General features: G+C 71.7%; 12 protein-coding genes. 3 read left to right on the top strand and 9 right to left on the bottom strand.

Translation table 11 applies throughout. The features are described 5' to 3' along the window. Together IM632_RS10540 and thiD are read right to left on the bottom strand one after the other, a co-directional pair. Positions 1 to 436, bottom strand: a 436-nt coding sequence (locus tag IM632_RS10540) for a nucleotidyltransferase family protein (protein WP_296552312.1), incomplete at its 3' end; no start/stop codon positions are given. Positions 437 to 483: 47 nt separating this feature from the next. Further along, complete coding sequence (thiD, locus tag IM632_RS10535; protein WP_296499088.1) at positions 484 to 1,290, bottom strand: bifunctional hydroxymethylpyrimidine kinase/phosphomethylpyrimidine kinase; 807 nt, start codon at positions 1,288 to 1,290, stop codon at positions 484 to 486. Positions 1,291 to 1,730: 440 nt separating this feature from the next. Here thiD and IM632_RS10530 point away from each other — a divergent pair, with 440 nt between their 5' ends. Continuing rightward, on the top strand, positions 1,731 to 2,498 hold the full coding sequence (locus tag IM632_RS10530) for an SDR family oxidoreductase (RefSeq protein WP_296484013.1): 768 nt from the start codon (positions 1,731 to 1,733) through the stop codon (positions 2,496 to 2,498). Here IM632_RS10530 and folP read toward each other — a convergent pair. From folP to rpsU, 3 genes are all read right to left on the bottom strand, one after another. Further along, entirely contained in the window at positions 2,482 to 3,285 is an 804-nt protein-coding gene (folP, locus tag IM632_RS10525) for a dihydropteroate synthase (RefSeq protein WP_296484051.1), read from the bottom strand. The genes IM632_RS10530 and folP overlap by 17 nt on opposite strands. Positions 3,286 to 3,317: 32 nt before the next feature. Then, the gene (gene ftsH / locus IM632_RS10520; protein ID WP_296484005.1) at positions 3,318 to 5,204 is read right to left on the bottom strand and encodes an ATP-dependent zinc metalloprotease FtsH; all 1,887 of its coding nucleotides are present in this window, start codon (positions 5,202 to 5,204) and stop codon (positions 3,318 to 3,320) included. 181 nt (positions 5,205 to 5,385) lie between these two features. Then, complete coding sequence (rpsU, locus tag IM632_RS10515) at positions 5,386 to 5,619, bottom strand: 30S ribosomal protein S21 (RefSeq protein WP_110451396.1); 234 nt, start codon at positions 5,617 to 5,619, stop codon at positions 5,386 to 5,388. 186 nt (positions 5,620 to 5,805) lie between these two features. On the opposite strand from rpsU, the gene IM632_RS10510 reads away from it, so the two are divergent. After that, entirely contained in the window at positions 5,806 to 6,462 is a 657-nt protein-coding gene (locus IM632_RS10510; RefSeq protein WP_296484003.1) for a COQ9 family protein, read from the top strand. Here the strand turns inward: IM632_RS10510 and IM632_RS10505 are convergent. Next, on the bottom strand, positions 6,446 to 7,720 hold the full coding sequence (locus IM632_RS10505; RefSeq protein WP_296484001.1) for a glutamate carboxypeptidase: 1,275 nt from the start codon (positions 7,718 to 7,720) through the stop codon (positions 6,446 to 6,448). The genes IM632_RS10510 and IM632_RS10505 overlap by 17 nt on opposite strands. Then, on the bottom strand, positions 7,717 to 9,702 hold the full coding sequence (locus IM632_RS10500; RefSeq protein WP_296552311.1) for a glycosyltransferase family 2 protein: 1,986 nt from the start codon (positions 9,700 to 9,702) through the stop codon (positions 7,717 to 7,719). The genes IM632_RS10505 and IM632_RS10500 overlap by 4 nt, the downstream gene beginning before the upstream one ends. 86 nt (positions 9,703 to 9,788) lie before the next feature. Between IM632_RS10500 and IM632_RS10495 the strand changes: the two genes are divergently transcribed. Next, the gene (locus IM632_RS10495; RefSeq protein ID WP_296499133.1) at positions 9,789 to 11,435 is read left to right on the top strand and encodes a hypothetical protein; all 1,647 of its coding nucleotides are present in this window, start codon (positions 9,789 to 9,791) and stop codon (positions 11,433 to 11,435) included. Here the strand turns inward: IM632_RS10495 and IM632_RS10490 are convergent. Together IM632_RS10490 and IM632_RS10485 are read right to left on the bottom strand one after the other, a co-directional pair. Then, positions 11,392 to 12,189 (bottom strand): ABC transporter ATP-binding protein, encoded by a 798-nt coding sequence (locus tag IM632_RS10490; protein WP_296482041.1) that lies wholly within the window; start codon positions 12,187 to 12,189, stop codon positions 11,392 to 11,394. The two genes, IM632_RS10495 and IM632_RS10490, sit on opposite strands and share 44 nt — an antisense overlap. After that, on the bottom strand, positions 12,186 to 12,721 hold a 536-nt coding region (locus IM632_RS10485), incomplete at its 5' end, for an ABC transporter permease (RefSeq protein WP_296552310.1). The genes IM632_RS10490 and IM632_RS10485, both read right to left, overlap by 4 nt.

The raw sequence follows: 12,721 nt of genomic DNA, 5'->3' as shown, positions 1-12,721 counted from the left end.
GGTTGGGACGCAGGCGCAGGCTGAACAGGTCCTCCAGGCCAAAGGGCGCCGAGAGGGTCAGGCGGTCGTCAGCCTCCAGACGCACGCCCACGGCGTTGGTCGTGCTGACGAACCGCTCCAGGGCCTCGGTGCTGCAGGACAGGGGGGAATAGGGCTCGCCGAAGCGGCTTTCGAACCACAGATGGACCCGGGCCTGATTGCGCACTTCCACAAGCTGGTCCAGAGGCGGCGGCAGCTCTGCGGCGGCCCGGCGGATGACGCGGTCCTCGGCTTCCCAGCTCAGGTCCGAGGCGTCGAAATAGGCCAGGTCGTAATCCTTCAGCCCATAGTCCTGCGGCCGTCCGGTCAGGTGGTTCAGGACCTTCTGGTAGACCGCGCCGGAAAAGATCATCCAGTCCGGCAGGTCCAGCGCGCGGGCGGCGCGCAGCACCGTCATCAGGCTGTCCGAACTGCGCACCAGGGCCTCGAGGGTCTCGGCGTGCCTCACGCCTTTCCCCGCAACGGCCAGGCGTGATCGAGGGGGCCATGCCCGCCGCCCAGGCCCGGCGCACGGGCGATGGCCTCCTGAACGTAGGCCCAGGCCCGCGCCACGGCGGCTTCCAGGGTGAGGCCCTGGGCCAGGCCCGCCGCACAGGCCGAGGCCAGGGTGCAGCCCGTGCCGTGGGTATGGCGGGTGTCGATGCGACCGGCCTCGAACAGGGTCTCGCCGTGAGGCGTGATGAGCAGATCGACCACCCGGCCGCCCTCCAGATGACCGCCCTTCATCAGCACCGCCCGGGCGCCCAGGGCCAGGAGGGCCTCGCCCGCCCGCCTCTGGTCGTCGGACGTCCTCACCGGCAGGCCGGTCAGGGCCTCGGCCTCCGGGGCGTTGGGTGTCAGCAGCCCGGCCCGGGGAATCATGAGGCTGCGGACTGCATTCATGGCCTCCGGGGCCAGCAGGGCGGCCCCGCCCTTGGCGGTCATGACGGGGTCGACCACAGCGGGAATCCCGGGAACGGTGTCCAGTATGGCCGCCACGGTCTCGACCATGGCGACGTCGCCCAGCATGCCGGTCTTCAGGGCGTCGGCGCCGATGTCGTCCAGCACAGCCCGGGCCTGCGCCGTGACGATCTCCGCGGGCACCGGATGGACGCCGCTGACTCCCAGGGTGTTCTGGACGGTGATCGCCGTCACAGCCGTGGCCGCAAAGCCGCCCAGGGCGGTGACGGCCTTCAGATCGGCCTGCAGGCCCGCCCCGCCTCCGGAGTCGGACCCGGCGATGATCAGGACTCGGCCGTGCGATTTCGACATGCTCCCTCCTAGCGCGATCCGGCGCGGATTGCACGACGCCTCCGGCCCCTCGGCCGGAGCAATGGCTGCGTCATTCCTCCACCTCTTCAGGGGGAGGTGGACCGCGAATGCGGTTCGGAGGGGGGCGGCGGCGACGGGGATTGACCCCCTCACCGACCTTCGGTCGGAGCTCCCCCTTGGGGGAGCAATTAAGCGCTTGTAATTCCTCCACCTCTTGAGGGGGAGGTGGGCCGCGAAAGCGGTCCAGAGGGGGTCGGCGGCGACGGGGATTGATCCCCTCACCGACCTTCGGTCGGAGCTCCCCCTTGGGGGACTAATGGCTGCGTCATTCCTCCACCTCTTGAGGGGGAGGTGGGCCGCGAAAGCGGTCCGGAGGGGGTCGGCGGCGAGAGGGTTTGCCCCCCCGTGCGCGGGCCGTCGATTTGACCTAGGGTGAAGCGATGACTGTTTCCGAAGCTCCCGCCCCCGGCGTCGCCATTGTCACCGGCGCCGGGTCCGGCATAGGTCGCGCTGCGGCCCTGGCCCTGGCCGCCCGGGGATGGTCCGTCGTCCTCGCCGGACGACGCGCCGAGCCGCTGGCCCGGACCCGCGACCTCGCCCCTGATCCCGTACGCCTCCTGGCCTGCCCGATCGACGTGTCCGACCGTGACCAGGTCGAAGCCCTCTTCGGGGCGGCCGTGGACCGCTTCGGCCGGGTGGATCTCCTGTTCAACAACGCCGGGACGGGGGCGCCGCCGGTTCCCCTGGAGGACCTCACCCTCGACGACTGGCGGCGCGTGGTGGACGTGAACCTGACCGGCGCCTTCCTCTGCCTGCAGGCGGCCTTCCGCTGCATGAAGGCCCAGACGCCCCAGGGCGGCCGGATCATCAACAACGGCTCGATTTCCGCTCAGGTCCCCCGGCCCCGCTCGGTCGCCTACACCGCCACCAAGCACGCCATGACCGGACTGACCCGCCAGGCCATCCTTGACGGCCGCGCCTTCAACATCGCCTGCGGCCAGATCGATATCGGCAACGCCGCCACCGAGATGACGGCGCGGATGTCCCGGGGCGTCCTCCAGGCGGACGGGAGCGTGGCGCCCGAGCCCACCATGGATGTCGCCGCAGTCGGCGAGGCGGTGGCCTACATGGCCGGACTTCCGCTGGAGGCGAACGTGCCGTTCATGACCGTCATGGCCACGTCCATGCCCTTCATCGGGCGAGGCTGACCCCTTCAGCGGCGTGGATGGCCGCCTGGACCTCCAGGGCCTGGACCGTCTCGGCCACGTCATGGACGCGCACCGCCGCCACGCCCGCCCGGGCGCCGGTCAGCGCCGCCGCCAACGAGCCGCCCAGCCTGTCCCCGGAACTCTGGCCGCCGGGACCGATCGCGGCGATGAAGCGCTTGCGGCTGGCGCCGAGGAGGACAGGAAAGCCCAGGGCGACCAGGGCGGGCAGGCTCGCCATCAGGGCCAGGTTGTGCTCCAGGGTCTTGCCGAAGCCGATCCCGGGATCGAGCCAGATCCGTTCCCGCCCCACGCCGGCGGCGAGGGCGGCCTCGGCCCGGTCCCGCAGGAAGGCGCAGACCTCCGCCAGCACGTCATCGTAGCGCGGCGCGGCCTGCATGGTCCGGGGCTCGCCCTGCATGTGCATCAGCACTACCTGACAGCCCATGCGGGCCGCCAGGTCCGCCGCCCCCGGGGCGCCCAGGGCGGTGACGTCGTTCCAGATGTCCGCCCCGGCCTCCACCGCCGCCCGGGCGACCTCCGGCTTGCAGGTATCGATGGAGATGAGCCGGCGGGAGAGGGGGCGCAGATTTCGCAGGACAGGCAGGACCCGACCAAGCTCAGCTTCGACGCTGACCGGGGCGGCGCCGGGACGGGTGGACTCGCCCCCGATATCGAGAATGTCGGCCCCTGCGCGGTCCAGGGCCAGGGCGTGGGCGACGGCGCCCTCGACGCCCTGCAGCCGCCCGCCGTCCGAGAAGCTGTCGGGCGTCACGTTCACCACCCCCATGACCAGGGGGCGGCGAACGGCGGTGTCGGGGATCACGCCGGCTGGGGCCGCGCTGCGGCAGGAGTCAGGGGCACCGAGACGGCGGGAAGGGCCGGACCGGCGTCGCCGGTGTCGTCACGCCGGGGCATGACTCCCTTCAGGGCGTTGGTGATCTCGTCCCCGGTCAGGGTCTCGTACTCGAGCAGGGCCTTGGCCAGGGTGTGCAGGTCCTCGATCCGTTCGGTCAGGATCCGCTTGGCCTCGTCATAGCCGCTCTGGACCAGGCGCTTGACCTCCTCGTCGATGATCCGGGCGGTCTCTTCAGAGACATTCTGGGTCCGCGACACCGAGTGACCCAGGAAGACCTCATCCTGGTTCTCGCCGTAGGAGACCACGCCCAGCCGGTCGGAGAAGCCCCACTTGGTGACCATGGCCCGGGCCAGCCGGGTGGCCTGGTCGATGTCGGAGGAGGCGCCGGAGGTGATCTTCTCGCGGCCGAAGATGATCTCCTCGGCCAGCCGGCCGCCCATCAGGATGGCGAGGCGCGAGGTCATCTGCTGGAAGCTCATCGACAGCTGGTCGCGCTCGGGCAGCTGCATGACCATGCCCAGGGCCCGCCCGCGCGGGATGATGGTGGCCTTGTGGACCGGGTCGGAGGCCGGGACGCTCAGGGCCACCAGGGCGTGGCCGCCCTCATGGTAGGCGGTCAGGCGCTTTTCCTCCTCGGTCATGGCCATGGACTTGCGCTCGGCGCCCATCATGACCCGGTCCTTGGCGTCCTCGAAGTCGCGCTGGGTGACCATCTTGCGGTTCTTGCGGGCGGCCATCAGGGCGGCCTCGTTGACCAGGTTGGCCAGGTCGGCGCCCGAGAAGCCCGGCGTGCCGCGGGCGATGGTCCGGATGTCGACATCCGCCGCCAGGGGCACGTTGCGCATGTGCACGCGCAGGATGCGCTCGCGGCCATTGACGTCCGGATTGCCCACCACGACCTGGCGGTCGAAGCGGCCGGGCCGCAGCAGGGCCGGGTCCAGCACGTCGGGGCGGTTGGTCGAGGCGATGACGATGATCGCGTCGGACGGGTCGAAGCCGTCCATCTCCACCAGGAGCTGGTTCAGGGTCTGCTCGCGCTCGTCATTGCCGCCGCCTAGGCCCGCGCCGCGGTGGCGGCCGACGGCGTCGATCTCGTCGATGAAGATGATACAGGGGCTGTTCTTCTTGGCCTGCTCGAACATGTCCCGCACCCGGCTGGCGCCGACGCCGACGAACATCTCCACGAAGTCCGAGCCCGAGATGTAGAAGAAGGGCACGCCGGCCTCGCCGGCCACGGCGCGGCCCAGCAGGGTCTTGCCGGTGCCGGGGGGGCCCACCATCAGGGCGCCCTTGGGAATCTTGCCGCCCAGGCGCTGGAACTTCTGCGGATCCTTCAGGAAGTCGACGATCTCCGACAGTTCGTCCTTGGCCTCGTCCACGCCGGCCACGTCCTCGAAGGTCACGCGGTTGCGGTTCTCGGTCAGCATCTTGGCCTTGGACTTGCCGAAGCCCATGGCGCCGCGGGCGCCGCCCTGCATCTGGCGCATGAAGAAGATCCAGATGCCGACCATGATGATGATCGGCAGGAGCTGCAGGAGGATGGCGCCGGCGCTCATGCCGCCCGGCGGCTTGACCTTGATGTCGACGTTCCGCGCCTCAAGGCGCTTCACCAGGTCTTCCTGATTGTTCGGCGTCGTGGAGGCGAAGGTCTTCCCGGCGGTGTCCTGCACGATGATCTTGGGGCCGGCCATCTCGACCGACTTGACGCTTCCGCCATCGATCTTGGCGAGCAGCTGGGAATAGCTGAGCTCGCCGACCGTCGCGGTGCGCTGGCTGGGATTCATCAGCGCATACATGCCCGCCAGGGCGATCACGATGGCGGCCCAGATGCCCAGGTTGCGAAAGTTCATTGGCGTCCGATCCGAAGGGTTGAATGCCGGTTGGTCTTCAAGATAGGCGCGAGTGCGGGGAATCTCCAGAAGACAAGCCGCAATCCCCGCTCCGGACGTCGAAAAGGCCGTGCGGCGTGCGCACGGCCCCTCAATTCGCCTCGAAAAGACCCGGTCCGGGAACCAGGCCCCGACCCGGGGGTCAGCGGGCGGGCTTCTTCGGCGCGGCGATCAGGCCTTCGCGCTGGGCGCGCTTGCGGGCCAGCTTGCGGGCGCGACGGACGGCTTCGGCCTGCTGGCGCGCGCGCTTCTCCGAGGGCTTCTCGTAGTGCACGTGGCGCTTCATCTCGCGGAACGAGCCTTCGCGCTGCATCTTCTTCTTCAGCGCCTTGAGGGCCTGGTCGACATTGTTGTCGCGCACGAAAATCTGAACCAGAGGTCTCTCTCCTGTCACCCGTTCCCGCTCGGCGTCGCCTCCAGCGAGGGCTCGGCGGCGAACGGACAATAGTCTCTCGTTCCCGACGGTCACCCGTCCGGACAGGCCGCGGGCAATAGCAGACCGGAAAACGCCTGTCCACGGCGGACACGCAAGGGCTTTTGGCCCTATATGGAGTCCATGGACATGCAGGAAGATCCCGAGGCCTGGCTGCGGCGGGCGGAACAGGCCGTCCTTGACGCCGCTCTTGTCCGGGCGCCCGGCATGGGCTGGACCCCGGCCATGGCCGCCGCCGCGGGCGCCGACGCCGGTTTTTCCCCCGGCGAGACTGAGCTCATCCTGCCCTATGGTCCGGCGGACCTCGCGGCCCTTCTCTCGCGCCGGCACGACGCGGCGGCCCTCGCCGCCCTGCCGGACCCGGCGGGGCTCAAGATCCGCCAGCGCATTCGCGCCGCCGTCCTCGCCCGGCTGGACGCGGCGGCGGCCGACGCCCCGGCCGTACGGCGCTGCTCGGGCTGGCTGGCCCTGCCGCCCAACGCCGCCCAGGGCCTGTCCCTCGCCTGGGAGAGCGCCGACAGGCTCTGGCGCTGGGCCGGGGACGTCGCCGCAGACGAGAACCACTATTCCAAGCGGGCGATCCTGGCCGGCATCCTGATCGCCGCCCTCGCCGTGCGTCTGCGGGAAGGGGAGGCGGCGGCCGAGTCCTTTGTGGACGCGCGCATCGCCAATGTCATGGCCTTCGAGGCCTGGAAGGCCAGACAGAGGCCCGGAGAGCCCCTTCGCCGGGCGGCCGAAGCGCTTGGCCGTCTGAGGTACGGCGCGCCCGTCAATCCCCGGGGGTGAACCTCTGGGGCGTCCTGGCCGCGACGTCCTGGATCATCCGCATCAGCAGGTAGAGCCGCGGCGTGACGGTCGTCAGGTCGATCCATTCCTTGTCGGTATGGAAGCTCCCGCCTACCGGGCCCAGGCCATCGAGGGCGGGCGTGCCCGCCTCATGCGCCAGGGCCGACTCCGAGGCCCCGCCATTGCCGCCGGTTCCGAGTTCACGCCCGAGTTCGGCGTAGATGGCCTTGGCCCTGGCGGCGAGAGCGTCGGTATGCGGGTTGTCCGGCAGGGGCGGGAAGGAGTTCTCGCGGCTGACCGTGACCTTGGTGTCCGGCACCTTCGTGTTCCGGGCGCTCTCCTCCAGGGTGGCCTGCACCCGGTTGAGGTCCGCCTTGTCCCGGACCCGCACATTCACCTGCGCCCGGGCGTTCTCCGGGATGATGTTGTAGCGGCTCCCGGCCTGGATGATGGTGAGGTTGGCGGTCAGGCCGTCGCCGGATTTCGGCAGACCCTCCAGGGTCGCGAGCTGGTGGACCAGCTCGGTGGCGGCGTTGCGGCCCTCCTGCGGGGCGACCCCGGCGTGGGCGGGGCGGCCCTTCACGTCGATATTGAAGGTCGAGCTGCCCTTGCGCCAGACGGTGACCTTGTCCGGGGCGTCGCCGGGCTCGAGGTTCAACTCCACGTCGTGGCTCCTGACCAGGCGATCGATCAGGGCCCGGGTCCCCGGCGAGCCGCGCTCCTCGCTGGTTTCCAGCAGCAGGGTCAGGGTGTCGTAGTTGCGGAAGCCCCGGGCGGTCAGGATCTCCATGGCCAGGACGGCCTGGAGCACCCCGCCCTTCTCGTCGCCCACGCCGGGCCCCGTCGCCCGGTCGCCGCTCACGGAATAGGGCCACTTCGCCGCCGTGCCCGGCTCGAAGACCGTATCGATGTGGCCGATCATCAGGATCTTCGCCTTGCCCTTGCCCTTCAGGGTGGCGACAAGATTGTCCGGCAGGCCCGGGATCTCCGCCGGCACGCGCTCGACCCTGGCGCCCAGGGCCTCCAGCCGCGGCGCCAGAACGTCCAGGACCCTGCGCCCGCCCTCCACGTCGCCGGTCCCGGAGTCGATGTTGACCAGGGTCTCCAGCAATTTCAGCTGTTCGGGGCGGACGGCTTCGGCGGCCTTCCAGAGGCCCTCGTCCCGGCGCGGGCCCGCCATGGCGGGGGCTGCGGCGGCGGTCGCCGCGGCCAGCGCGAGGCCGAGGGTCATCCATTTCAGTCGGGCGGAGCGCATCATGTTTTCCCTTCCTCCCCAGGACTGATGACCATGGCCTCCCAGGTCTCCGGCGGCAAGGCCCAGGGGCGGGGCCGCCTCGGCGGGTCGGCCGGCCGCCAGTCGCCCCCCGACAGGTCCAGGTTCAGGCCGTAGAAGGGATCGGCGTCCAGGACCGGGCCCCAGCGCTGGCGCATCCAGGCCGCCTCGCGGGCGAACCGCGCCGCATGTCGCGCCTCCAGGTCAGAGCCCCGTGAGGCCGACTCCCGGTGCGTCAGGTCCGCCTCGGGAGTCCAGATCACCTGCAGGCCCAGGTCGCCGATCCTGAGGCACAGGTCGATGTCGTTGAAGGCCACCGGCAGATGCTCGGCGTCGAAGCCCCCCGCCGCGTTGAACACCTCCCGCCGCACCGCCAGGCACGCCGCCGTGGCCGCCGAGACGCACCGCGCCGCCCGCAGCCGGTTGGAGGGCCCCGGGTCCCGGGGGCCCGCCCCCACGCCCAGGGCGCCCGCCACGCGCCCCGCGCCGATGCCGAGGGCCACGCCCGCATGCTGCACCCGGCCGTCCGGAAAGCGCAGCATCGCCCCCGCCGCGCCCACCTCCGGCCGCAGGGCCTGGGCCGCCAAGGCCTTCAGCCAGCCGGCCCCCCGGACCTCCACGTCATTGTTGAGGAAGACCAGCAGATCGCCCTTCGCCTCGCGCACGGCGGCGTTGTTGATGGCCGAATAGTTGAAGGGCCCCGGCGCCGGCAGGATGCGGACCCTCGGGTCCTGCGCCAGACGCTCGAACAGGGCCTTCGTCGCCGGTTCGGCGCTGTCATTGTCCACGATCAGCAGTTCCAGGTCCGGCCAGTCGGTCCCCTCCAGCACCCCCCTGGCACAGGCTTCCAGGAGGTCCGCCCGGTCCCGGGTCGGGACGATCACCGTGGCCTTCGGCGCCGGGCCGGGAAGCCCGCGGGCGATCTCCAGCCAGGCCGGTCCGCCGTCCAGGGCCCGCGCCCTCGCCGCCTGGCCCGTCGCCGCCAGGTGTTCGTTCACCGCCTGCGCCGCCGCCGCCCGGCACCGGGCCATGGCCGTCTCCGAGAAGGAGGCCTGCCCCGCCTGCCGCCAGTGGTAGAGCACCGCCGGGATGTGGCGGATGCGCGCCGGCCCCGCCGCCCGGGCGACGCGCAGAACGAGGTCCCAGTCCTGGGCGCCCTCCAGGCCCTCGCGCAGGCCCCCCGCCTCCACCACCCGGCTGCGGCGGATCACCGTCAGGTGGCTGGCCATGTTCTGGGAGAGCATGATCTCGGGGTCCCAGGCGGTCTTGAAGTGCGGCTCCACCCGCCGGCCGCGCCCGTCGATCTTGTCCTCGTCGGTATAGATTAGGTCGGTCTGCGGATGGCGCGCCAGCTCCGCCGCCGCCTCCAGCAGGGCGTGGGGCGGCAGAAGATCGTCCTGGTCCATGAAGGCGACGAAGTCCCCGCCGGCCAGGGCCAGGGCCGAGTTGGTGGCGGCGCTGATGTGCCCGTTGACCTCCCGCCGCACGATGCGGATACGCGAATCGCCCGCCGCGGCCGCCTCCAGCAGGCCCCAGGTCGCCTCGCCGGGAGAGGCGTCGTCGGCCAGGCACAGCTCCCACTTCGGCCAGATCTGGCCCTGTACCGAGGCGATGGCGGCCGACAGGTGGACCAGGTCGGGGTCGAAGACCGGGATCACCACCGAGATGAGCGGTCCCGTCGCCTCCAGCCTTCCGGCCAAAGACCGCGCCGCCGAAAGGTCCACCTCCGACAGTGTATCGCAGCGGGCGATCCAGCGGGCATAGGCGGCGGGGTCCAGGGCGTGGGGCTCCAGCACGCTGCGGATCAGCCGGGCCCCCGCCGGATGTCGGGCCAGCCGCTCGGCGATGGCGTGCACCGGCCGGTGCAGGGCCGGGACCGCTCGCACGACGCCCAGGACCCCGACGGCCAGCCGGCGCAGGGCCTGGGCGGGACCGGAGGGGCGATGCGGGGGCGGATCTGCGGCCATGCCCCCTTCTACAGCCGCGCAGCGCCGTCCGGCGACCCCTTCCCGTCGGCGTCGAAGGGCTTTAGGTCTGGCTCCCGGAGACCGGCGTGACCGACAGCCCCTTGCGAATCCTCGCCCGACGCGTCCGCAGCCGCCTGCCCGGCCTGGCCGCGCGCGCCCGCGCGACGGTGCGCACGCCCGACGAGGCCCTCGTCGCCGACGCCATGGACCCGGACTGGTACCGGGCCATGAACCCCGACGTCGCCGCCTCCGGCGCCGATCCCGCCGACCACTTCCTGCGCCACGGCTGGCGCGAGGGCCGCGACCCCCTCGCCGCCTTCAGCGTCCGCGACTATCTGGAGCTCTACCCGGACGTGGCGGCCGCCGGGATCAATCCCTTCCTGCACTGGCTGAAGGCGGGCCAGGCCGAGGGCCGCCTGCCGCGCCGGGACGTGGGCCGCACCGCCCGGGCCGCCGCCCTGCTGGAGTCCCTGAAGGTTCGCCTCGACCGCGCCGCCGCCCGCTGGCCCAGGGTCCGCCCCTCCTCCCGCGACGACCTCGTCCGCCGCCTCGCCGCCCTCGGCCCCGCCCTGGCCGACCTGCACCTGACGGTCAGCCATGACGACGCCTTCCGGAACGTGGGCGGCCTGCAGCTCTGCGTCCAGCGCGAGCACGCCGCCTTCGCCGCCCAGGGCGTGGGCGTCCTGCACCTCTATCCCGTCGACACCTGGCCCACCCTGCGCGAGGACGGCGGCGGCCCCGTCGGGGTCTCCGTCGCCGGCGAGGCCTGGGGCGCCTGGACCGCACAGGACGTCGGGGCCGCCCTGGCCGCCGCCCTGCCGCCCTCGGGCCGCCGCACCTTCGCCCTGCACAGCCTGCTCGGCCACGATCCCGCCGCCGTCGAGGCGATCCTGCGCGCCGGCGGCTTCGCCCGCGGCGTCTTCTGGCTGCACGACTTCGCCAGCCTCTGCGCCGGGATTCACCTGATGCGCGACGACCTGGTCGACTGCGGCGCGCCCCCGGCCGCCAGCGCCGCCTGCGGGGTCTGCGTCTACGGCCCGCGCCGGGGGCTCCACGCCGACGCCCACCGACGCCTCATCGAGGCTTTCGGTCTTCAGGTCCTGGCCCCCTCGCAGGTCGCCCTCGACCTCTGGCGGCGGGCCTCCGGCATGTCCCTGGCTCCCGCCCAGGTCCTGCCCCTCGCCGCCCTCGGCGGGCCCGCGGCCTCCGCTCCCGGGCCGCCGGCGCCCGACGGAGTCCTGCGCGTGGCCTTCCTCGGCGCCCCGGTCCCGCACAAGGGCTGGGACGTCTTCTGCGATGTCGTCGGGCGCTTCGCCGACGATCCGCGCTACGCCTTCCTGCAGTTCGGGGCGCAGGGCGCCGGCTATTCGGGGATGCGGTTCGTGGAGGTCCGGGTCAGCACCGCTTCGCCCCAGGCCATGCGCGACGCCCTGGTCCGGGAGGGGGTGGATGTCGCCCTCGCCTGGTCCCTCTGCACCGAGACCTTCGGCTTCACGGCCCTGGAGGCCGCCGCGGCCGGCGCCGCCGTGCTGGCCGGTCCCGATAGCGGCAACATCGCCGCCCAGGTGCGGGCCGGGCTTCCGGGACTGGTTCTTGACGACGAAGCCGCCCTGTTCGCGGCCTTCGAATCCGGCGCGGTCCTCGCCCTGTCCCGGTCCGCCCGCGGCGGCGCCGTCCGCGACATCGATTTCAGCGGACTGACGGCCTCGCCAGGAGTTCGTCCAGGGCCTTGATGGACACCACCTCCGAGCCGACCCCGGCGTCCATCCGCATCACCTTGTTGCAGTAGAGGCGGATCAGGTCGAGGTCATGGGAGGCCAGGACCAGTATGCCGGCCCGCTCCACCAGGCCCAGCAGGCGCTGGTGGGCGATCTTCTGGAAGTCGGCGTCGCCCACGGCGATCCACTCGTCCATCAGCAGGACGTCGGCGTCCACCGCCGTGGCCACGGCGAAGGCCAGGCGCGCCTGCATCCCCGCTGAATAGGTCTTGAGCGGCATGGCCAGGAAGGGCCCCAACCCCGTGAAGGCGGCGATCTCCTCCAGCTTGTCCTCCACCTGGCGGGCTGAGAGCCCGGCGATGCGGCCGCGCAGGCGGATATTCTCCAGCCCCGTGGCGGTGGGGTCGATGCCCAGCGAGAGGTCCAGCAGGGGGGCGATCTTGCCCCGCACCTCGATCTGCCCCTCGTCGGGCTCGTAGGCGCCGGACAGGGCCCGCAAAAGCGTGGTCTTGCCCGAGCCGTTGTGCCCGATCAGGCCCAGCCGGTCGCCGGCCCTCAGCTCCAGGTCCAGGCCGGTGATGGCGGTGACGGAGGTGGAGCCATGACGCGCCTGGTCCAGCCGTCCGCCCACCGCCACCCGGGCGAGGTGCTTCTTCAGGGACTTGGCGTCATAGCCATAGACCGGGAAGCGCAGGGTCAGTCCGCGCACGCTGATGAAGGCCTGGTCCGGCCGGGGCGGAGCGGTCGGGGGTTTCGCGCGGCCGTTCATAAATAGTGCACGATCCGGCGTCGGGTGACCGTGAAGAGTCCGAAAGCGACCGCCCATCCGCCCAGGGCCATGACGATCAGGACCGAGAAGGTGGAGGCCTCGGGCGCCACGCCCATCAGGGGCGCGCGGATGGCGTCCAGCATGTGGAAGAAGGGGTTCCAGGTCAGGACCGCGTCCATCACCCCGACCCGCTCCCCCGGCTGCCAGAAGACCGGGGTCATGAACATGGAGAACTGCATGATGGACATCACGATCTGCGGGATGTCCCGGAACCGCGCCGAGATGATGGCCGTCAGCAGGCACATCCAGGAGACATTGGCCAGCACGAGGGCCAGCCCGGCCAGGGCCAGGGGCAGGTCCATCGTCCGCCACAGGCCGAAGCCCGCGATCACGCCCACCACGATCACCAGGTGGTGCAGCAGGGCCGCCAGGTTCCGCAGCACGGTGCGCCAGATGAAGGTCAGCATGGGCAGGGAGGTCTGGCTCAGCATGCCCGAGGCGTAGACGAAGGACTCACAGCCCTCGATCACCG

This window comes from Phenylobacterium sp. (assembly GCF_020402505.1).
GTDB lineage: Bacteria > Pseudomonadota > Alphaproteobacteria > Caulobacterales > Caulobacteraceae > Phenylobacterium.
The sequence above is the reverse complement of the archived record's forward strand: the minus strand, read 5'-3'. Positions and strand labels throughout refer to the sequence as shown.